The organism is Citrobacter sp. Cpo032, assembly GCF_030332975.1.
Lineage (GTDB): Bacteria > Pseudomonadota > Gammaproteobacteria > Enterobacterales > Enterobacteriaceae > Citrobacter > Citrobacter portucalensis.
Genome location: NZ_JAOWGU010000036.1, coordinates 279,086 through 300,729, shown reverse-complemented (window position 1 = coordinate 300,729; position 21,644 = coordinate 279,086). Strand labels below are relative to the sequence as shown.

Genomic DNA, 21,644 nt, shown 5'->3' with positions numbered 1-21,644 from the left:
CTCCCTTACGCCTTCTCGATGTTAACTAAAAACGCTTTGTATTCCGGCGTTTGCGAGTTTGCATCACCGACATTCGGCGTCAGGGTGTTGGCGATAAAGCCTTTACGCGCGACTCCTTCAAAGCCCCAGTGGATTGGGATCCCAACCGTTTCTACCTGCTGACCGTTGACGTTCAGGGTACGCAGACGACGAGTGACCACGGCAACTGCGCGAATAAATCCACGTTTGCTGCTGACTTTCACGTGATCGCCGTTGTTGATCCCCTTCGCTGCCGCCAGCGTTTCGCTGATTTCAACAAACTGCTCTGGCTGGGCAATCGCATTCAACAATGCGTGCTTGGTCCAGGTATGGAAATGTTCGGTCAGACGATAGGTCGTCCCGACGTACGGGAAGTCCTGTTTCGTGCCCATACGGAGTTTATCCGCTTCGTACAGACGCGCTGCCGGGTTGGAGATCACATTCGGGTGCAGCGGGTTAGTGCCCAGCGGCGTTTCCATCGGCTCGTAGTGTTCCGGGAACGGACCTTCCGCCATCTTATCGATAGCAAACAGACGCCCCAGCCCTTCCGGCTGCATGATAAACGGATTGGTGCCACTGCCCGGTGCCGCGGTATTGAAATCCGGGATATCGTTCCCCGTCCACTTCGTACCGTTCCACTGGATAAGCATGCGTTTTGGATCCCACGGTTTACCCTGCGGATCCGCCGAAGCGCGGTTATACAGCACGCGACGGTTTAGCGGCCATGCCCAGGCCCAGCCCAGCGTATTCCCGAGACCTGACGGGTCGGCGTTATCGCGATTGGCCATCTGGTTGCCCTGCTCGGTCCAGCTACCGGTATAAATCCAGCAGGATGATGACGTAGAACCATCATCGCGCAGCAGCGCAAAGCTGTTGAGCAACTGACCTTTCTTCGCAACCAGCACGCCGTTGGCATCATAGAGATCTTCCAGCGCATAGCCGTTGTTCTCTTTCGCCACTTCTTCGGAGTGCGGTTCGTCCGGCTGCTTATAGTTCCAGCTCATTTTCAGAACGGGTTCTACAGCTTTACCGCCTTCAGTGCGATACATGTCGCGCAGACGGTGGTAAATACCGGCAAGGATTTCGCCGTCGTTGCGTGCTTCTCCAGGGGCATCCTGACCTTTCCAGTGCCACTGCAGCCAGCGGCCGGAGTTGGCGATGGAACCGTCTTCTTCTGCAAAGCAGGTAGAAGGCAAACGGAAGACTTCGGTCTGAATCGACGCCGGATCAACGTCGTTTGATTCACCGTGGTTCTGCCAGAACGTTGAGGTTTCGGTCACCAGCGGATCGATAACTACCAGATACTTCAGTTTGCTGAGGCTCTGCACCACTTTGTTTTTGTCCGGGAAGGACGCAACCGGGTTAAAGCCCTGACAGATGTAGCCGGTGACTTTCCCGCTATCCATCATGTTGAAGTATTTGATGACGTCGTAGGACTGATCCCACTTCGGCAGCCACTCAAAGCCCCAATCGTTTTCTTTCTGCGCTGCATTGCCATAGAAAGATTTCATCAGGCTGACGAAGAACTTCGGATAGTTGCCCCAGTAGTTAACCTGATCGGCCAATGTCGCTTTTGGCGTGTTTGCGGCCAGATAGGTTTGCAGGTCTGTCTGTTTCTCTGACGGCAGCGTCAGGTAGCCCGGCAGGCTGGTAGAGAGCAGACCTAAGTCGGTTAACCCTTGAATGTTGGAGTGGCCGCGCAAGGCGTTGACACCGCCACCTGCCATCCCCATGTTGCCGAGCAGCAACTGGATCATCGCCATGGTGCGGATGTTCTGTGCCCCGACGGTATGCTGAGTCCAACCCAGCGCGTACAGGAACGTGGTGGTGCGATCGGCTGCGCTGGTGGAAGCCAGCACTTCGCAGACTTTCAGGAAGTCTTTTTTCGGCGTACCACAAATGTTTTCCACCACATCCGGCGTGTAGCGGGAAACGTGCTGTTTTAGCAGGTTCCAGACACAGCGAGGATGGCTTAACGTTTCATCGCGTTTCGCGTAGCCGTTTTCATCGAACTGGTAGTTCCAGGACGATTTATCGTATTGGCGTTTTTTCGCGTCATACCCGCTGAACAGACCGTCTTCAAAAGCATAGTCATCCCGCACCAGCAGGCTGGCGTTGGTGTAATGCTTAACGTATTCAGCGTTAATTTTGTTGTTTTCAATCAGGTACAGCAAGACGCCGGACAGGAACGTAATGTCCGTGCCGGAACGAATTGGCGCATAGATATCCGCCACCGAAGCTGTACGTGTAAAACGAGGGTCAACAACAATCAGCGTGGCATCATTGTTGTTTTTGGCTTCCATCGCCCAGCGGAATCCCACCGGATGTGCTTCAGCGGCGTTACCGCCCATCACCATCACGACGTTAGCGTTTTTAATATCAACCCAGTGGTTGGTCATCGCACCGCGACCAAATGTTGGAGCAAGACTTGCTACCGTTGGTCCGTGTCAGACGCGCGCCTGGTTGTCTACTGCCAGCATGCCGAGTGAGCGCACAAATTTTTGCGTCAGCATACCGGTTTCATTACTTGCCGCAGATGCACACAGCATCCCGGTTGAAAGCCAGCGGTTTACCGTTACGCCCTGCTCATTCTTCTCAATAAAGTTGGCGTCACGGTCAGTTTTCATCAGCTTCGCGATACGGGTGAATGCTTCATCCCAGCTGATACGCTGCCATTTGTCGGAACCTGGTGCACGGTATTCCGGGTAACGCAGACGGTTTTCACTGTGCACGTAATCCAGTAATCCTGCGCCCTTAGGGCATAATGCCCCACGGCTCACCGGATGATCCGGATCCCCTTCAATATGGTAAATCGACTCTTTGGCGTTTTTTGCTCCATCTCCCAGGCTATACATTAATAGCCCGCAACCTACGGAACAGTATGTGCAGGTGTTTCGGATCTCTTTGGCGCGTAACAGCTTATAGTTTCGCGCCTGAGCCAGTGCCATTTTGGGTGCAAAACCCAGAGCAGCTACTGTTGTTCCCGCCATACCGCCCGCGCAGATTTTAAAAAATTGTCTGCGGCTGACGTCCATTGCTTTCCTCTTTTTTGCAGGGATTCGTACAGGACATCTCTCAAATCGCGCCAGCGCGGCATAATTGAAAGATGACATGTACAACTTCGCGACGAAACTATCAGCTATATCCATATTTTTTTTGCGTCAAATCAATAACGAAACGGTTCCGCTACTAAATAGTGCACTTTGTTTAACCTTTGTACCCATAAGGGGGTAGGTGAAAGGTAATTAGTTAGCGCGCTACGGTGTAAAAGTGCTATAAATTTCAGCTTGAATTTTTGCCAGCACCATGGACAGACAATCAGAATGACAAAACAAAAAGCGACGTTAATTGGGCTCATTGCCATCGTGCTCTGGAGCACGATGGTCGGGCTAATGCGTGGGGTAAGTGAAGGACTGGGTCCTGCGGGTGGCGCAGCAATGATTTTTTCGTTAAGTGGCCTGTTGCTGATTTTTACCGTTGGCTTTCCGAATATCAGAAAAATTCCTGTGCGTTATTTAATCGCGGGTAGCGTGCTTTTTGTTACCTATGAAATATGTTTAGCGCTGGCTCTCGGTTATGCGGCTACTCGTCACCAGGCTATTGAAGTCGGTATGGTCAATTATCTCTGGCCGAGTCTGACAATATTGTTTGCTATTTTATTTAATGGTCAAAAAACAACCTGGCTGGTAATCCCTGGATTAATTATCGCATTGACCGGGGTTTGTTGGGTATTGGGTGGCGAAAATGGCCTTAATCCTGGTGAAATTATAAACAACGTTGCCAGCAGCCCGCTGAGCTATTTCCTCGCCTTTCTTGGCGCATTTATCTGGGCAACGTATTGCACGGTGACCAATAAATACGCAAAAGGCTTTAACGGTATTACCGTATTCGTTTTACTAACGGCTGCAAGTTTGTGGGTTTACTATTTTATGACTCCGCAACCAGAAATGAATTTCAGCACTTCGGTGACTATTAAAATGTTCTCAGCGGCATTAACGTTAGGATTTGCCTATGCGGCGTGGAATATTGGCATTTTGCATGGCAACGTGACCATCATGGCCGTAGGTTCCTATTTTACCCCAGTGCTATCCTCCGCTCTGGCTGCTGTGTTACTCAGCGCCCCGTTGTCGCTGTCTTTCTGGCAGGGTGCATTGATGGTTTGTGCGGGTTCGTTACTTTGCTGGTTGGCAACACGCCGCGCCTGAAAAAAAATCCGGGTTTTATCGCGCAAATCTAAAACCCGGCTACACTGTAATCAAATTAATGAATAATAAATGTTCATTCCACTTGTGGTTTATGTTTATTTTTGTTTAATTTAATGTTAAATAATTGGTAATTAATTAACTCCCGAAAATATTGCATGCTTATCTATATTCCTCAGTATGTATATATTATACCTGCGTGACTAACGCCATTTAAACCATAGACGGCACAATAGTCCCCTACGTAAATATACCCATTCATATTTGTCACATATAAAGATTAATACAATCAGCTATATTATGTAGATCTGGATCACACAAATTCAAATATTTCGCAATATTATGAAACTTATTATTGAACTTATACCACTGCGTCATTTAAAAATAGTTTGCCATTGACGAACCCCTTCGTTTAGCAATGGTTTAGGAAACACACCAAGAAAAAATTATAAGGATTATTTAGAATGAAACTTAAATTAGTTGCAGTGGCAGTGACTAGCCTGTTGGCGGCAGGTGCGGTAAACGCAGCTGAGGTATATAACAAAGACGCAAACAAACTGGATATCTACGGTAAAGTTCACGCTCAGCATTACTTCTCTGACGACAACGGCAGCGATGGCGACAAAACCTACGCGCGTCTGGGCTTCAAAGGCGAAACTCAGATCAATGACCAGCTGGTTGGTTTTGGTCAGTGGGAATATGAATTCAAAGGTAACCGTACTGAATCCACCGGTGGTTCCAACAGCGACAAAACTCGTCTGGCATTCGCTGGTCTGAAATTCGCTGAATACGGTTCTTTCGACTACGGTCGTAACTACGGCGTAGCATACGACATCGGCGCATGGACCGACGTCCTGCCTGAGTTCGGTGGTGATACCTGGACCCAGACTGACGTATTCATGACTGGCCGTACTACTGGCGTTGCAACCTACCGTAACACCGACTTCTTCGGTCTGGTTGAAGGTCTGAACTTTGCTGCTCAGTACCAGGGCAAAAATGACCGTGACAACCTGAAAGAAGCTAACGGTGACGGCTTCGGTCTGTCTACTACTTATGAGTACGAAGGCTTCGGCGTAGGTGCTACCTATGCGAAATCTGACCGTACCGACAAACAGTCTGTAGGTAACGGCGGTTTCATGGCTTCCGGTAAAAACGCTGAAGTATGGGCTGCTGGTCTGAAATATGATGCGAACAACATCTACCTGGCAACCACCTACTCCGAAACCCGCAACATGACCACCTATGGTGGCTCCGGTGTTACTGGTATTGCAGATAAAGCACAGAACTTTGAAGCTGTTGCTCAGTACCAGTTCGACTTCGGTCTGCGTCCGTCCATCGCTTACCTGAAATCCAAAGGTAAAGACATCAACGGTTACGGCGACCAGGATCTGGTTGAATACGTAGACCTGGGTGCTACTTACTACTTCAACAAAAATATGTCCACCTTCGTTGATTACAAAATCAACCTGCTGGATGACAACAACTTCACCAATGCAGCGAAAGTGTCAACTGACAACATCGTGGCTGTTGGTCTGAACTACCAGTTCTAATTTTGTTGTAGTCTGAATACAAAGCCAGTCCTCCAAGGGCTGGCTTTTTCTCTTAATGTAGACTCGGTCATAAGGAGTATGCCGTGCAGACATTCACTGGTCGTTGTCTTTGCGGACAGAGTCATTTTACCGTTGACGTCGAAATGCTGGATGTCTATGCCTGCCACTGTACGCTGTGTCAGAAATGGTCAGGCGGCATCGCCATGTATCTGGAAGCCAGCGCTCACCCGCTGATGTCGCCAGAATCGGCAGAACCTTCGCACTTTCCTTCTTCAAACCGTGGTGAACGGTTCTTCTGTTCCGGCTGCGGATGCCCACTGTGGTTTACGTTGACGGACAGCGATCGCTACTTTATTCCGTGGACACTTCTGGAACTTAATGAGGTAGATCGCCGCCGCCTGATATTAGCGGCAGAGATCTATACGGAAACACAGCCTGCGTTCTGGAGACTGACGGGGCAATACGCTCGACTCAGTGGGAAAGAAGTCGAAGAGATGGATTACCCCTGTCATTTAGCTCACTAGTTATTAACGTTGTACCTTTGCCAGACTGAACCACATTCCTATCGCTAATATGATAAGCATGCTGCCGGCGCTGCTTAAGGCCACGCTATGTGACCAGGTGAACGCTTCTCTGGCAGCCGTCAGCAATGCCTCACTCAGTGACGACGGGAGCGAGTGCGCCAGTTGTACCGCCTCCCCCATTGACGATGTGGCTCGTTCTACTTCCTGCTGATTAAGTCCGGCTGGCGGCAGAATCGATGCAGAAAAGCTACGGCTCAGCAGTAAGCCAAAGATAGCGATCCCAAGTCCTGCCCCCAGTTCATAAGCCATTGTCTCGATGGCGCCAGCGGCCGCGGCTTTTTCCGCCGGCGCTGCTGCCATGATGGCCGCCGTTGAAGCCAGGAGCGCACTGGCGGCGCTGAAGCCGAGCAAAGCCATCAACATCCAGGCTTGTATCTGTTGGTTACTGAAATCCGTCATCGCCAGGCCGTAAAAACTGACGGCGCTCAGTGCCATGCCTGCCGTTGCGACACAACGTAATCCCAGGCGTGAAACCAACATACCGGCAATCGGTCCGCTGAAACCACTTGCCAGCATCACAGGCAGCATGAACAATCCAGCCTGATACGGTGTTAAACCGTGAACAAACTGTAGTTCCTGAGCCATCAGCAACTCAAAACCCACCAGCGTTATCATCGCGGTCATCGCCATCACTACACCGCTCAAGATAATGCGATGCGTGAACAGACGCATATCAATCATCGGGCGAGCTGCCGCAAGCTGGATACGGACAAACTGCCACAACAGTAAAGCGCCGGTTAACAGCGTCAGGGCGATGGCAACGGTCGCCGTATGCCCTTTCAGCGCGGTTTTAGCGCTGTAAACCAACAGCAGAATGGCAACAATCAGCATTATCGCATGACCAAAATTTAACGATTGATCGCGACGTCCAGCCTGGCGCGGCACTAAGCGTGCGGTTAAAGCCATTACCACCAGGACAATCGGCACATTAATTAAGAATACGGACCCCCAGTAGAAGTGCTCCAGCAGCATCCCGCCAACCAGTGGGCCAAACGCCGCACCGCCGGAACCGACCGCCGCCCAGACGCCGAGCGCCATATTTCGATGCCGTTGCTCAGAGAACGTGGCGCGAATACCCGCCAGCGTTGCCGGAACAATCATCGCCGCGCCAATCGCCAATACCGCCCGGGTGGCAATCAGCCAGCTTGCGCTATGAGCAAAAGCGGCCGCCAGCGATGCGAGACCAAATAATCCACCGCCTAACAGCAGCAGACGTTTAAAGCCGATGCGATCGCCCAGCGCACCCATTGGCAATACCATACCGGCCATTACCAGGGAATAAATATCAATGATCCACAGCAGCTCGTTGCCACTGGCACCCAGCGTCATACTCAGCGTGGGCGCGGCAACGTGCAGCACCGTTGCATCAATCGCAACAGGGATGTAGACCAGCACAATAATGACTAACGTTAACCACTGACGAAACATAAAACTCCCTAACGAAACCAAAACTGGACACATGTCCAGCTTTAGCGATCCTACGGAAAATTGAACATATGTCCAACTTTTTGTTAGACTGCGATCTATACGGGTACAGGAGGAATGATGAGCTATCTAAATCGGGATGAACGTCGGGAAGTGATTCTGCAAGCAGCAATGCATGTCGCACTTGAAGAAGGATTTTCCGCCATGACGGTTCGACGCATTGCTGCAGAAGCTCACGTCGCGACGGGCCAGGTACATCACCATTTCGCCTCTGCCGGCGAACTCAAATCCCAGGCATTTGTGCGCCTTATCCGCACTCTACTTGATGCCGAACTGGTCAGCGAAGACGCCAGTTTCCGTGAGCGACTGCATGCGATGCTAGGCAGTGAAGATGGTGGTCTGGAACCCTATATTAAGCTATGGCGTGAAGCACAGGTTGTTGCGGGTAAAGATCCGGAAATTAAAAGCGCCTACCTGTTGACCATGCGAATGTGGCACGAAGAAACCGCCAACATCATTACACAAGGACAGAAAGCCGGTGAGTTCTCATCCGCGCCTGATGCCGCCGACGTCGCATGGCGCTTAATCGCATTAGTCTGCGGCCTGGATGGTATGTACATATTAGGTATTGAGGAAATGGCCGATCCTGCATTCGATCGTCATCTTGATCGTATGATAACGCAGGAGTTATTTATTTGATGTAATAGATGGATTAACAATACATCTTTTATGTTTACAATTAGTAACACTTAAGCAACGTGTAATTCTCCCATCACGCCGCGTTATTGCGCTTTTTTATCTATTCTTTCAGTCAATATTCCTAAAACTTTTCAATAGTTTCTAAAAAGAAGCCGCGCGGCGCTGCATGCGTTTATTTCTTTTTCATGAACGGCATGTGCATGGAGAATAATATGTCATCATCAAATGAGAAAAATAATCGTTATCTTTTAACGGACTGGAAACCAGAGAACCCCGGTTTTTGGGAAAATAAAGGCAAGCACATTGCGCGCAGAAACCTCTGGATATCAGTGAGTTGCCTGCTTCTTGCGTTTTGCGTTTGGATGCTGTTCAGTGCCGTAGCCGTCAATCTGAATAAAATTGGTTTTAATTTCACCACCGACCAACTGTTTTTATTAACGGCATTGCCATCTCTTTCTGGTGCAATATTACGCGTACCCTACTCCTTTATGGTACCTATATTTGGTGGTCGTCGCTGGACCATTTTTAGCACGATTATTCTGGTTATTCCCTGCGTCTGGCTCGGATTTGCCGTGCAAAATACCGCTACTCCGTTTGGAGTATTTATAATCATTGCGCTGATGTGTGGTTTTGCTGGCGCTAACTTTGCCTCCAGCATGGGCAATATCAGCTTTTTCTTCCCCAAAGCGAAGCAAGGTAGCGCATTAGGCGTTAACGGTGGTCTCGGCAACCTCGGCGTCAGCGTGATGCAGTTGATCGCGCCACTGGTGATCTTTCTGCCCATATTTACCTTTTTGGGCGTACAGGGCGTACCGCAAGCTGACGGCTCGTTATTGTCGCTGGCCAATGCAGCATGGATATGGGTGCCGTTACTGCTGATAGCCACTGTGGCAGCGGGCATGGGAATGAACGACATTGCCAGCTCGAAGGCCTCAATTGCCTCCCAGTTACCGGTACTCAAGCGTTTTCATCTGTGGTTATTAAGTCTGCTGTATCTCGCCACCTTCGGTTCATTTATCGGTTTTTCGGCAGGCTTTGCCATGCTGGCGAAAACCCAGTTCCCCGACGTGAATATCCTGCAACTGGCGTTCTTCGGCCCCTTCATCGGCGCGCTTGCACGATCGGCGGGTGGTGTTATCTCTGACAAGTTTGGTGGTGTGCGTGTCACCCTAATTAACTTCATCTTTATGGCACTGTTCAGCGCCCTGCTGTTTCTCACTTTGCCCGGCTCGGGCGAAGGTAGCTTTATCGCGTTTTACCTGGTGTTTATGGGCTTGTTCCTGACCGCGGGTCTGGGCAGCGGTTCAACCTTCCAGATGATTGCGGTGATCTTTCGCAAAATCACAATTTATCGGGTGAAGCTGCATGGTGGTACCGAAGAACAGGCTCAGCGGGAAGCGGTAACCGATACCGCAGCCGCCCTGGGATTTATTTCCGCTATTGGCGCAGTGGGGGGCTTCTTCATTCCTAAAGCGTTCGGCTCATCGCTGGCGTTGACCGGCTCGCCAGTAGGCGCAATGAAAATATTCCTCGTGTTTTACATCGTCTGCGTGCTGGTGACCTGGTTGGTCTATGGCCGTAAATCACAAAAAAAATAACAAAATGGATACCGCAGGATCGGACATTTAGGTTGGCCGGATTAGGCCTGGAGTTCGATTCACCGTCGGCAATATTATCGAAGCAGGAGTTATGTCATGAGTAAACTGTTAGACCGCTTTCGCTACTTTAAACAAAAGGGCGATACGTTTGCCGAGGGGCATGGGCAAGTGATGCACACCAACCGGGACTGGGAAGACAGCTATCGTCAGCGCTGGCAGTTCGACAAAATTGTGCGTTCTACCCACGGCGTTAACTGTACCGGCTCATGCAGCTGGAAGATCTACGTTAAAAACGGGCTTGTGACCTGGGAAACGCAGCAAACCGACTACCCGCGTACTCGTCCTGACCTGCCAAATCATGAGCCCCGTGGCTGTCCACGCGGCGCCAGCTACTCGTGGTATCTCTATAGCGCTAACCGCCTGAAATATCCGCTGGTGCGTAAACGCTTAATCGAATTGTGGCGCGACGCCCTCTCCCGCCAGCCCGATCCGGTGCTGGCCTGGGAATCCATTATGAACGACCCGCAAAAATGCCAGAGCTACAAGCAGGTACGCGGGCGCGGTGGATTTATCCGTTCCAACTGGAAAGAGCTTAATCAGCTGATTGCTGCCGCCAACGTCTGGACGGTGAAAACCTACGGCCCGGATCGCGTGGTCGGCTTCTCCCCGATCCCGGCGATGTCGATGGTTTCCTATGCCGCCGGCACACGCTATCTCTCGCTAATCGGCGGAACCTGTCTGAGTTTCTATGACTGGTACTGCGACTTACCGCCCGCGTCACCGATGACTTGGGGCGAGCAGACCGACGTTCCTGAATCCGCCGACTGGTATAACTCCAGCTATATCATCGCCTGGGGCTCTAACGTGCCGCAGACCCGTACCCCGGATGCGCACTTTTTCACAGAAGTACGCTACAAAGGCACCAAGACGATTGCCATTACGCCGGATTACTCGGAAGTCGCTAAACTGTGCGATCAGTGGCTGGCACCCAAACAAGGGACAGACAGCGCGCTGGCAATGGCGATGGGCCACGTCATCCTGAAAGAGTTCCACCTCGACAATCCCAGCGATTATTTCCTCAATTACTGTCGTCGCTATACCGACATGCCGATGCTGGTTTTACTGGATGCCCGGGAAGATGGCAGCTACGTGCCTGGACGTATGATGCGCGCCTCAGACCTTGTCGATGGTCTCGGCGAAAGCAACAATCCAGAGTGGAAAACAGTGGCCTTTAACAGTGAAGGTGAGCTGGTCGTGCCGAACGGATCTATCGGTTTTCGCTGGGGGGAAAAAGGCAAATGGAACCTCGAGTCGTTGGCCGCTGGGGCAGAAACAGAACTTTCCCTCTCGTTGCTGGGTCAACATGATGAAGTGGCTGGGGTAGCATTCCCCTACTTTGGCGGCAACGAAAACCCTCATTTTCGCAGTGTAAAACAAGAACCGGTGCTGGTACGGCAACTTCCGGTAAAACGTCTCACCCTCGCCGATGGCAGCAACTGTCCGGTAGTGAGCGTTTATGATCTGGTGCTGGCGAATTATGGCCTCGATCGTGGTCTGGATGACGTTCATAGCGCACAAGATTACAGCGAAGTGAAAGCCTACACCCCGGCCTGGGGCGAGCAAATTACCGGCGTGCCACGCCGTCATATCGAACAAATCGCCCGTGAGTTTGCCGATACGGCGCACAAAACGCATGGCCGTTCGATGATCATTCTCGGGGCTGGCGTCAACCACTGGTATCACATGGATATGAACTACCGTGGGATGATTAATATCCTGGTGTTCTGTGGTTGTGTGGGACAAAGCGGCGGCGGCTGGGCGCACTATGTGGGTCAGGAGAAATTACGACCGCAAACCGGTTGGTTGCCGCTGGCCTTTGCGCTGGACTGGAACCGACCACCGCGTCAGATGAACAGCACTTCGTTTTTCTATAACCACTCCAGCCAGTGGCGTTATGAAAAACTCACCGCGCAGGAACTCCTCTCTCCGCTGGCCGACGCGTCGAAGTTTAGCGGACATTTGATTGACTTTAACGTACGTGCAGAAAGGATGGGCTGGCTGCCGTCTGCACCGCAGCTTAACCTCAACCCTTTGACCGTTAAAGCAAAAGCCGAACAAGCAGGGCTATCTCCTGCGCAATACACCGCACAGGCGCTGAAGTCAGGTGATATTCGTTTTGCCTGCGAACAGCCAGATAACGGCCACAACCATCCGCGCAACCTCTTCGTCTGGCGCTCTAACCTGCTCGGCTCCTCCGGTAAAGGGCATGAATACATGCTCAAATATTTGCTGGGTACCGAAAGCGGGATCCAGGGGGAAGCGCTCGGTTCAAGCGAGGGTATTAAACCTGAAGAGGTTGAATGGCAGGCCGCGGCGATAGAGGGCAAGCTCGATCTGCTGGTCACGCTCGATTTCCGTATGTCCAGCACCTGTTTGTTCTCCGATATCGTTCTGCCAACCGCTACCTGGTATGAAAAAGACGATATGAATACCTCGGATATGCATCCGTTTATTCACCCGTTGTCTGCGGCGGTCGACCCGGCATGGGAATCGAAGAGCGACTGGGAAATTTATAAAGGCATCGCCAAAGTATTTTCTGAGGTTTGCGTCGGACACCTTGGACAAGAAACGGATGTGGTGTTGCAACCACTGCAACACGACTCTCCGGCAGAGCTGGCGCAGCCGTTTGACATTCAGGACTGGCGCAAAGGCGAATGCGATCTCCTCCCGGGCAAAACGGCACCGAATATCGCCGTTGTGGAGCGTGACTACCCCGCCACCTACGAACGCTTTACTTCACTTGGCCCGCTCATGGACAAACTCGGTAACGGCGGGAAAGGCATTGCGTGGAATACCCAGGCGGAAGTCGATTTCCTCGGCAAGCTGAACTACACCAAGCGCGAAGGCCCGGCAAAAGGCCGACCGCTGATTGACACCGCGCTGGATGCCTCTGAGGTGATCCTCGCCCTGGCACCGGAAACAAACGGTCAGGTGGCGGTGAAAGCCTGGGAAGCGCTGGGGGCGATGACCGGACGCGACCATACGCATCTGGCGTTGAACAAAGAAGACGAGAAGATCCGTTTTCGCGATATCCAGGCGCAGCCGCGCAAAATCATCTCCAGCCCCACCTGGTCCGGGTTGGAAAGTGAACATGTTTCCTATAACGCAGGCTATACCAACGTCCACGAGCTGATCCCATGGCGTACCCTGTCCGGTCGCCAGCAGCTGTATCAGGATCATGCGTGGATGCGAGCGTTTGGTGAAAGTCTGGTGGCGTATCGTCCACCTATCGATACCCGCAGCGTCAGTGAAATGCGCGAGGTTCCGCCTAACGGCTTCCCGGAAAAAGCGCTCAACTTCCTGACGCCGCACCAGAAATGGGGGATCCATTCCACCTATAGCGAAAACCTGCTGATGCTGACGCTGTCGCGCGGCGGACCGATTGTCTGGATCAGTGAAACCGATGCCAAAGAGCTGGGCATTGAGGATAACGACTGGATTGAAGCCTTCAACGCCAACGGTGCGCTCACCGCGCGTGCAGTGGTGAGTCAACGCGTGCCACCGGGAATGACCATGATGTATCACGCTCAGGAGCGAATCATGAATATCCCTGGCTCAGAGGTGACCGGGATGCGCGGCGGGATCCATAACTCGGTGACCCGCGTCTGCCCGAAACCCACGCACATGATAGGTGGCTATGCGCAGCTGGCATACAGCTTCAACTATTACGGTACGGTCGGCTCTAACCGCGATGAGTTCATCATGATTAGAAAAATGAAAAATATTAACTGGCTGGATGATGAAAGTCGCGATCAGGTACAGGAGGCGAAAAAATGAAAATACGCTCACAGGTAGGCATGGTTCTTAATCTGGATAAGTGCATCGGCTGCCACACCTGCTCCGTCACCTGTAAAAACGTCTGGACCGGGCGTGAAGGGATGGAATATGCGTGGTTTAACAACGTCGAGACTAAACCGGGGATTGGCTATCCAAAGAACTGGGAAGATCAGGAAGAGTGGCAAGGCGGCTGGGTTCGCGATGTTAACGGCAAGATAAGACCGCGTCTGGGCGGTAAGATGGGCGTCATCACCAAAATTTTCGCCAACCCGGTGATCCCGCAAATCGATGATTACTATGAGCCGTTTACCTACGATTATCAGCATCTGCATAGCGCGCCGGAAAGCAAGAATCAGCCCACCGCGCGTCCGCGTTCGCTGATCGATGGTAAGCGGATGGACAAGATTATCTGGGGTCCAAACTGGGAAGAACTGCTTGGCGGCGAATTTTCAAAACGTGCCCGCGACCGTAACTTCGAGAAGATGCAAAAGGAGATGTACGGCCAGTTCGAAAACACCTTCATGATGTATTTACCGCGCCTGTGCGAGCACTGCCTGAATCCAAGCTGTGTCGCCACCTGCCCAAGCGGTGCTATCTATAAGCGTGAAGAAGACGGCATTGTGCTGATCGACCAGGACAAATGTCGAGGCTGGCGCTTGTGTATCAGCGGCTGTCCGTACAAAAAAATCTACTTTAACTGGAAGAGCGGTAAGTCAGAGAAGTGCATTTTCTGCTATCCGCGTATTGAGTCCGGCCAGCCGACGGTATGTTCGGAAACCTGCGTTGGACGTATCCGTTATCTCGGCGTATTGCTGTACGACGCCGACCGCATCGAAGAAGCGGCCAGCACCGAGCATGAAACCGATCTCTATGAGCGTCAGTGCGATGTGTTCCTCAATCCGCACGATCCGGCGGTCATTGAAGAGGCGTTAAAACAAGGTATTCCGCACAACGTCATCGAAGCGGCCCAACGTTCGCCAGTCTACAAAATGGCGATGGACTGGAAGCTAGCGCTGCCGCTGCACCCGGAATATCGCACCCTGCCGATGGTCTGGTATGTACCGCCATTGTCACCGATTCAGTCGGTCGCCGACGCGGGCGGACTGCCGCACAATGGCAACATTTTGCCTGCGGTTGAGTCGCTGCGAATTCCGGTTCAGTACCTCGCCAACATGCTCAGTGCGGGTGATACCGGTCCGGTGCTGCGCGCGCTGAAACGTATGATGGCCATGCGCCACTATATGCGTGCGCAAACAGTGGAAGGCGTGACGGACACCCGCGCGATTGAGGAAGTAGGTTTGACCGTTGAGCAGGTTGAAGAGATGTATCGCTATCTGGCCATCGCCAACTATGAGGACCGCTTTGTGATCCCGACCAGCCACCGTGAAATGGCGCGTGATGCCTTCCCGGAGAAAAACGGCTGCGGATTTACCTTCGGTGACGGCTGCCATGGCTCAGATACCAAATTCAACCTCTTTAACAGTAGCCGTATCGATGCTATCGACATCACCGAAGTGCGCGATAAAGCGGAGGGTGAATAATGCAAATCCTGAAGGTTATCGGCCTGCTGATGGAATATCCCGACGAGCTGCTGTGGGAGTATAAAGACGACGCGCTGGCGCTTGTGGCCAGCGATGCCCCCATGCTTACCGAATTTAGCCAGGGATTGCTCAATGCGCCACTGCTGGATAAACAAGCGGAATGGTGCGAAATCTTTGACCGGGGCCGGGCCACCTCTCTGCTGCTGTTTGAGCACGTGCACGCCGAGTCCCGTGACCGGGGTCAGGCGATGGTTGATCTACTGGCACAGTATGAAAAGGTCGGGCTACAGCTCGACTGCCGCGAACTACCGGATCACCTGCCGTTGTATCTGGAGTATTTGAGCGTGTTGCCGGAGGACCAGGCCAAAGAAGGACTGCAGAACGTTGCCCCCATTCTGGCTCTGTTGGGCGGGCGCTTAAAACAGCGCGATACGCCGTGGTATCAACTGTTTGACGCACTGCTGCTGCTTGCCGGAAGCCCTCTTTCAAGTGACAGTGTCACTAAGCAGGTTGGTGCTGAAACCCGCGATGATACTCGTCAGGCGCTGGATGCGGTGTGGGAAGAGGAACAGGTGAAGTTTATCGAGGATAACGCCACCGCCTGCGACAGTTCACCGTTACAAAACTATCAACGACGCTTTAGCCAGGACGTTGCGCCGCAGTATGTCGACGTCAGCGCGGGAGGCCCGAAATGATACAGTACCTGAACGTCTTTTTTTACGATATCTACCCGTACCTGTGCGGTACGGTATTTATCCTCGGCAGTTGGCTACGCTATGACTACGGGCAATACACCTGGCGCGCCTCTTCCAGCCAGATGCTGGACAAACGCGGCATGGTGCTGTGGTCAAACCTGTTCCACATCGGCATTCTGGGGATCTTTTTCGGTCACCTGTTCGGCATGCTAACGCCGCACTGGATGTATGCCTGGTTCCTGCCGATTGCGGTGAAACAACAGATGGCGATGATTGCCGGTGGGCTTTGTGGCGTACTGACGCTGGTTGGTGGCGCAGGTTTGCTGGTGCGGCGTCTGACCAACCCGCGCATTCGTGCAACGTCTTCCACCGCTGATATTCTGATCCTTTGCGTTCTGCTGATTCAGTGTATCCTCGGCTTAACCACCATCCCGTTCTCCGCACAGCATCCTGACGGCAGTGAAATGCTGAAACTGGTTGGTTGGGCGCAGTCAGTGGTGACCTTCCAGGGCGGTGCATCTGCACATCTGGATGGCGTGGCGTTGATTTTCCGTGTGCACCTGGTTCTGGGGATGACTATCTTCCTGCTATTCCCGTTCACCCGTCTGGTCCACGTATGGAGTGCGCCGTTTGAGTACTTCACTCGCCGCTATCAGATAGTGCGTTCCCGCCGATAATTGAACTCTGATGCCCGGTAGCGCTTGCGCTTACCGGGCCTGCATCGCTATCCCGCTTTTGTACGTTATGATGCTTCTCCATTTCAGGGAGAACACTAATGAAACCACAGGTTTACCACGTCGATGCCTTTACCTCGGTCCCTTTTCGCGGCAACTCAGCAGGTGTGGTTTTACATGCTGATGGACTGAGTGACGCGCAGATGCAGCTCATCGCTCGCGAGCTGCGTCATTCAGAAACCGCATTTCTGCTGACCAGTGACGACAGCGATGTTCGCATCCGCTATTTCACCCCGACGGTCGAAGTTCCTATCTGTGGGCATGCTACCGTCGCAGCGCATTATGTGCGGGCCAAGGTGCTGGGTCTGGGCAACTGCACGGTCTGGCAAACCTCGCTGGCCGGACGTCATCGGGTGGATATTGACGATACCGGGAACGACTATCGCATTAGCCTTGAGCAAGGTGAACCGGGTTTTGAACCTCCGCTGGAGGGTGCTGTTCGTATTGCGATTCTCGATGCGCTGCACCTGAGCGAAGACGATATGCTGGCAGGCTTACCCATTCAGGTTGCCACGACCGGACATTCGAAAGTGATGATTCCACTGAAACCCGAGGTGGACCTTGACGCCCTTTCCCCTGATTTACCGGCTTTGACCGCCATCAGCCAGCAAATTGGCTGTAACGGCTTTTTCCCTTTTCAAATCCGCGAGGGCGAAAACGCCACTGATGGCCGCATGTTTTCACCTGCTATTGGTATTGTGGAAGACCCGGTTACCGGCAATGCCAACGGTCCAATGGGCGCGTGGCTGGTCCACCATGGGCTGATGGCGCATGATGGGAAAACGTTACGTGTTCAGGGGCATCAGGGCCGTGCGCTCGGGCGCGACGGGATTGTTGATGTGACGGTAACTATCCGTGAAAACCAGCCGGAAAAAGTCACCATTACCGGTTCGGCGGTGATCCTGTTTCACGCAGAATGGGCGATAGATTTTTAATTGTTCCTGTAGGCCGGATAAGGCGATGACGTTAATTCCGATGCCCCTATTTCCCCGCCTCCGGATGCGTTTCAAACGCCGCCATGACCGTCGCCAGCTCATCTTCGGTAAATCCATGCTTCACGTCATCCACACCCAGTCCAAATCGTTCTTGCAACAACGCATACAAACTGGCGACGTCAGGCAAATTAATCTGCTCTACCGCATGTCCATCCTGATAATGGGTAAAGTGAAAATTGGTTAACGTTAATTTCCCGCCGTCGGGCAGATGACGGCACATCAGCAGATGATGGCGAAAATGTGATTGCGGCCAGTGTGCGGACCAGAAGTTGCCCATCAGATAATCGCTCTGATGCTGCACGACCAGATCGAAACGGTACATTGACTGCCAGTGTTCGTGATGACGGAACTGGAGGATCCAATCTTCACCTTCCTGAATCAGCCGATATTCGCCGTGTGGCGTCTTCTGCTCAGTGTTGGCCTGCAGACGAATCGGCGCCGTCAGCGTTTGTCCGCCGAAACCAACGTCGGCGATCCACTGCTCTCCCTGCAATTCAACCAGCAACAGACGATGCGTGCGCGGCGGCAGGCTTGACGGATTTGCCAGTACCACGCGACCGAGAAGGCTACGTACGTTAAAACCGATTTCGCGTAGCGCGCGTTCAAACACGCCGTTCTGTTCAAAGCAATAACCGCCACGACGCGCCGTTACCAGCTTCTCTTCCAGCGACAAATCGTCAAGCTGCATCTCTCTTGGCAGTAATACATCCAGGTTTTCAAATGGAATTGCGCTGTTGTGCAGTAGATGTAGCGCTTGCAAGGTTTCAAGGTTGACGTTGGCCGAACCTGACCAGCAAATACGGGCAAAATAAGCGGTTAAAAAAGGCGTCATACGGAGTTCCTGTTCGATTAATGCAGTACTTATAACGTATTTTTCGTTTTACGCTGTCGATTTTGTGCGTTGTTAATTCCTGTGAGGCGACAAAATCGCTAATACCGTTAATATCTATGTTTATTGTGGTGTGTTATCTCTCAGCCAAGGAGCATCCATGAGCCATTTTCGTCCGATCGAATTAAAACATGCCAGTCGGCTACTCAATCATGGCCCAACGATATTGATAACCAGCCGGGATGAGCATACCGAGCGGCGAAATGTGATGGCTGCGGCGTGGTCAATGCCCGTGGAATTTGAGCCGCCGCGGGTAGCAATTGTTGTTGATAAGACCGCCTGGTCGCGGGATCTCATTGAACGTAGCGGTAAATTCGGCATCGTTATTCCGGGTATCGCCGCCGTCAACTGGACCTGGGCCGTAGGCAGCGTTTCCGGTCGCGTGGAAGATAAATTCAACTGTTACGGCATTCCCGTGGTGCAAGGACCCGTGCTAGGTTTACCGCTGATAGAAGCGAAATGTCTGGCCTGGATGGAGTGTCGCCTGTTGCCAGCCACGGCGGCACAGGAGAAGTATGACACCCTGTTTGGGGAAGTGGTCTCTGCCGCCGCTGATGAGCGAGCCTTCGTGGAAGGACGCTGGCAGTTTGATGATGGCAAGCTCAATACTCTGCATCACCTTGGGGCCGGAACATTTGTCTCCAGCGGGAAAATTATTACTGCTGGTGAATGATAGTATGCTAACGGATGGCGGCTCTGCTCTGTCATCCGCAACTTTTTTCTTAAAACTTCTGGAAAACCAGTTAGATAAGTTACTCGCCCTTCCTTGCTGAATTATTTATGTGAATTATAGTTAATCTTGCACTAACGCAAATACCTAATCAAAACGCTATCCGTCAAAGCAGCATCCCCCAACTGTACTTTTGAAGTGTCAGAGAGGTTTTACGATGCAACTTAATAGAATCGCACAAAGTTTTATACTTGCTGGGTTACTCACATCGTTTTCTGTTCCCCTTATGGCGGCTGAAGCCCCCAAAGACGCTACAGCCGCCACGCAACAAGCCAACAACGCGCTTTACAATCAACTGCCCTTCTCCGATAACACCGACTTTACCGACGCCCACAAAGGCTTTATCGCTCCACTCCCGCAGGAAGTGATCAAAGGCGAACAGGGAAATGTTATCTGGAATCCGCAGCAATACGCGTTTATCAAAGAAGGCGATAAAGCCCCGGATACGGTAAACCCGAGCCTGTGGCGTCAATCTCAGTTGATCAACATCAGCGGGCTGTTTGAAGTAACGGATGGTGTTTACCAGATTCGTAACCTCGATCTGTCAAACATGACCATTATTGAAGGTAAAGAAGGCATCACCGTTGTTGACCCGCTGGTCTCGGCAGAAACGGCCAAAGTCGGGATGGATCTTTACTTTAAAAACCGCGGTCAAAAACCGGTTGTCGCGGTAATTTATACCCACAGCCACGTTGACCATTACGGCGGCGTACGCGGTGTTGTCGATGAAGCCGACGTGAAAGCAGGCAAAGTGAAAGTTTATGCGCCAGCCGGCTTTATGGAAGCCGCGGTCGCTGAGAATATCATGGCCGGTAACGTCATGAGCCGCCGCGCGAGCTACATGTACGGCAACCTACTCAAACCTGATGCCAAAGGCCAGGTCGGCGCGGGACTGGGAACCACGACCTCCGCGGGAACCGTTACCCTGATTGCGCCAACAAATATCATTGAGAAAGATGGACAAAAAGAGGTCATCGACGGCCTGACCTATGACTTCATGCTGGCCCCAGGTTCCGAAGCACCGTCGGAAATGCTGTGGTACATCGAAGAGAAGAAACTGATTGAATCCGCAGAAGATGTTACCCACACCCTGCACAACACCTACTCCCTGCGCGGAGCCAAAATTCGTGAGCCGCTGCCGTGGTCCAAATACATCAACGAAGCGATTGTGCGCTGGGGTGATAAAGCCGAAGTGCTGATGGCGCAGCACCACTGGCCAACCTGGGGTAATGACAAGGTGGTCAGCCTGCTGAAAAGTCAGCGCGATCTGTATCGTTACATCAACGACCAGACGCTACGCATGGCTAACGAAGGTCTGACCCGCGATGAAATCGCTGCCAACTTTAAGCTGCCGGACTCACTGGCACATACCTGGGCTAACCGCGGTTACTATGGTTCCGTGAGCCATGACGTAAAAGCGACCTATGTGCTCTATCTCGGCTGGTTTGACGGCAACCCGGCAACGTTGGATGAGCTGCCGCCGGAAGAGTCTGCGAAGAAATTTGTCGACTACATGGGTGGTGCGGACGCCATTTTGCAGAAAGCAAAAGCCGACTATGACCAGGGCAACTACCGCTGGGTGGCACAGGTGGTAAGCAAAGTGGTGTTTGCCGATCCGAATAACCAGGCAGCACGTAATCTGGAAGCAGATGCGCTTGAGCAACTGGGTTATCAGGCTGAATCCGGCCCGTGGCGTAACTTCTACCTGACAGGCGCGCAAGAGCTGCGTAACGGCGTGGTCAAAGGCCCAACCCCGAATACCGCCAGCCCGGATACTGTTCGTGCTATGACGCCGGAAATGTTCTTCGATTATCTGGCAGTGCATATTAATGGACAAAAAGCGGGTGATGCGAAGTCAGTGTTTAACATCGATCTTGGTAGTGATGGCGGTAAATATAAGCTTGAACTGGAGAATGGCGTCCTGAACCATACCGCCAATGCCGAAGCGAAAGATGCCGACGCCACTATCACGCTAAATCGCGATACGCTGAACAAAATCATCCTTAAGGAAGTGACGCTGAAACAGGCACAAGACAGCGGTGACGTGAAGATAACCGGTGACGGCGCCAAGCTTGATGCCATGCTTGGCTATATGGATAAATTCGAATTCTGGTTCAACATCGTTACGCCATAAGCACAACGAAAAC

The 21,644-nt window shown here is 52.2% G+C and carries 15 protein-coding genes; 12 read left to right on the top strand and 3 right to left on the bottom strand.

Annotated features, from left to right (window positions below):
• Positions 1-5: 5 nt before the first annotated feature.
• Positions 6-3,053 (bottom strand): formate dehydrogenase-N subunit alpha, encoded by a 3,048-nt coding sequence (gene fdnG / locus OGY33_RS07675; RefSeq protein WP_191238503.1) that lies wholly within the window; start codon positions 3,051-3,053, stop codon positions 6-8.
• 288 nt (positions 3,054-3,341) lie between these two features.
• On the opposite strand from fdnG, the gene yddG reads away from it, so the two are divergent.
• The 3 genes from yddG (at position 3,342) to OGY33_RS07660 (ending at position 6,294) form a co-directional block, all read left to right on the top strand.
• Entirely contained in the window at positions 3,342-4,223 is an 882-nt protein-coding gene (gene yddG, locus OGY33_RS07670; RefSeq protein WP_048214181.1) for an aromatic amino acid efflux DMT transporter YddG, read from the top strand.
• 461 nt (positions 4,224-4,684) lie between these two features.
• The gene (gene ompD / locus OGY33_RS07665; RefSeq protein ID WP_048214180.1) at positions 4,685-5,770 is read left to right on the top strand and encodes a porin OmpD; all 1,086 of its coding nucleotides are present in this window, start codon (positions 4,685-4,687) and stop codon (positions 5,768-5,770) included.
• An 83-nt stretch (positions 5,771-5,853) separates the two neighbouring features.
• Entirely contained in the window at positions 5,854-6,294 is a 441-nt protein-coding gene (locus tag OGY33_RS07660; protein WP_003833032.1) for a GFA family protein, read from the top strand.
• Positions 6,295-6,297: 3 nt separating this feature from the next.
• On the opposite strand, the gene OGY33_RS07655 is transcribed toward OGY33_RS07660, so the two are convergent.
• A complete protein-coding gene (locus OGY33_RS07655; protein ID WP_191238502.1) occupies positions 6,298-7,782 on the bottom strand; it encodes an MFS transporter in 1,485 nt (494 codons plus the stop codon).
• Positions 7,783-7,899: 117 nt separating this feature from the next.
• Between OGY33_RS07655 and OGY33_RS07650 the strand changes: the two genes are divergently transcribed.
• From OGY33_RS07650 to OGY33_RS07620, 7 genes are all read left to right on the top strand, one after another.
• Entirely contained in the window at positions 7,900-8,478 is a 579-nt protein-coding gene (locus OGY33_RS07650) for a TetR family transcriptional regulator (protein ID WP_048214178.1), read from the top strand.
• Between the two features lie 212 nt (positions 8,479-8,690).
• Complete coding sequence (locus OGY33_RS07645) at positions 8,691-10,076, top strand: NarK family nitrate/nitrite MFS transporter (RefSeq protein ID WP_008784805.1); 1,386 nt, start codon at positions 8,691-8,693, stop codon at positions 10,074-10,076.
• A gap of 96 nt (positions 10,077-10,172) precedes the next feature.
• Positions 10,173-13,913: a nitrate reductase subunit alpha gene (locus OGY33_RS07640; RefSeq protein WP_191238501.1), complete on the top strand. Its 3,741-nt coding sequence runs from the start codon at positions 10,173-10,175 to the stop codon at positions 13,911-13,913.
• Positions 13,910-15,454 (top strand): nitrate reductase subunit beta, encoded by a 1,545-nt coding sequence (narH, locus tag OGY33_RS07635; protein WP_008784807.1) that lies wholly within the window; start codon positions 13,910-13,912, stop codon positions 15,452-15,454. Before OGY33_RS07640 ends, narH begins: the two co-directional genes overlap by 4 nt.
• On the top strand, positions 15,454-16,149 hold the full coding sequence (gene narW, locus OGY33_RS07630; RefSeq protein WP_048214176.1) for a nitrate reductase molybdenum cofactor assembly chaperone: 696 nt from the start codon (positions 15,454-15,456) through the stop codon (positions 16,147-16,149). The genes narH and narW overlap by 1 nt, the downstream gene beginning before the upstream one ends.
• On the top strand, positions 16,146-16,826 hold the full coding sequence (narI, locus tag OGY33_RS07625) for a respiratory nitrate reductase subunit gamma (protein WP_003833047.1): 681 nt from the start codon (positions 16,146-16,148) through the stop codon (positions 16,824-16,826). Before narW ends, narI begins: the two co-directional genes overlap by 4 nt.
• 98 nt (positions 16,827-16,924) lie before the next feature.
• Entirely contained in the window at positions 16,925-17,818 is an 894-nt protein-coding gene (locus OGY33_RS07620; RefSeq protein ID WP_191238500.1) for a PhzF family isomerase, read from the top strand.
• Between the two features lie 46 nt (positions 17,819-17,864).
• Here the strand turns inward: OGY33_RS07620 and nhoA are convergent, their stop codons facing one another.
• Positions 17,865-18,710, bottom strand: coding sequence for an N-hydroxyarylamine O-acetyltransferase (nhoA, locus tag OGY33_RS07615; RefSeq protein WP_191238499.1), 846 nt, complete (start codon positions 18,708-18,710; stop codon positions 17,865-17,867).
• A gap of 157 nt (positions 18,711-18,867) precedes the next feature.
• Between nhoA and OGY33_RS07610 the strand changes: the two genes are divergently transcribed.
• On the top strand, positions 18,868-19,440 hold the full coding sequence (locus OGY33_RS07610) for a flavin reductase family protein (protein ID WP_048214173.1): 573 nt from the start codon (positions 18,868-18,870) through the stop codon (positions 19,438-19,440).
• 214 nt (positions 19,441-19,654) lie between these two features.
• On the top strand, positions 19,655-21,631 hold the full coding sequence (locus OGY33_RS07605) for an alkyl/aryl-sulfatase (RefSeq protein WP_048214172.1): 1,977 nt from the start codon (positions 19,655-19,657) through the stop codon (positions 21,629-21,631).
• The last annotated feature ends 13 nt before the right edge of the window (positions 21,632-21,644 follow it).

What these genes read in the sequence shown, in the direction of transcription:
- yddG (WP_048214181.1), top strand. Translation starts at nt 3,342, where the DNA reads ATGACAAAACAAAAAGCGACGTTAATTGGGCTCATTGCCATCGTGCTC.
- ompD (WP_048214180.1), top strand. Translation starts at nt 4,685, where the DNA reads ATGAAACTTAAATTAGTTGCAGTGGCAGTGACTAGCCTGTTGGCGGCA.
- OGY33_RS07655 (WP_191238502.1), bottom strand. Translation starts at nt 7,782, where the DNA reads ATGTTTCGTCAGTGGTTAACGTTAGTCATTATTGTGCTGGTCTACATC.
- OGY33_RS07650 (WP_048214178.1), top strand. Translation starts at nt 7,900, where the DNA reads ATGAGCTATCTAAATCGGGATGAACGTCGGGAAGTGATTCTGCAAGCA.
- OGY33_RS07645 (WP_008784805.1), top strand. Translation starts at nt 8,691, where the DNA reads ATGTCATCATCAAATGAGAAAAATAATCGTTATCTTTTAACGGACTGG.
- OGY33_RS07640 (WP_191238501.1), top strand. Translation starts at nt 10,173, where the DNA reads ATGAGTAAACTGTTAGACCGCTTTCGCTACTTTAAACAAAAGGGCGAT.
- narH (WP_008784807.1), top strand. Translation starts at nt 13,910, where the DNA reads ATGAAAATACGCTCACAGGTAGGCATGGTTCTTAATCTGGATAAGTGC.
- narW (WP_048214176.1), top strand. Translation starts at nt 15,454, where the DNA reads ATGCAAATCCTGAAGGTTATCGGCCTGCTGATGGAATATCCCGACGAG.
- narI (WP_003833047.1), top strand. Translation starts at nt 16,146, where the DNA reads ATGATACAGTACCTGAACGTCTTTTTTTACGATATCTACCCGTACCTG.
- OGY33_RS07620 (WP_191238500.1), top strand. Translation starts at nt 16,925, where the DNA reads ATGAAACCACAGGTTTACCACGTCGATGCCTTTACCTCGGTCCCTTTT.
- nhoA (WP_191238499.1), bottom strand. Translation starts at nt 18,710, where the DNA reads ATGACGCCTTTTTTAACCGCTTATTTTGCCCGTATTTGCTGGTCAGGT.
- OGY33_RS07610 (WP_048214173.1), top strand. Translation starts at nt 18,868, where the DNA reads ATGAGCCATTTTCGTCCGATCGAATTAAAACATGCCAGTCGGCTACTC.
- OGY33_RS07605 (WP_048214172.1), top strand. Translation starts at nt 19,655, where the DNA reads ATGCAACTTAATAGAATCGCACAAAGTTTTATACTTGCTGGGTTACTC.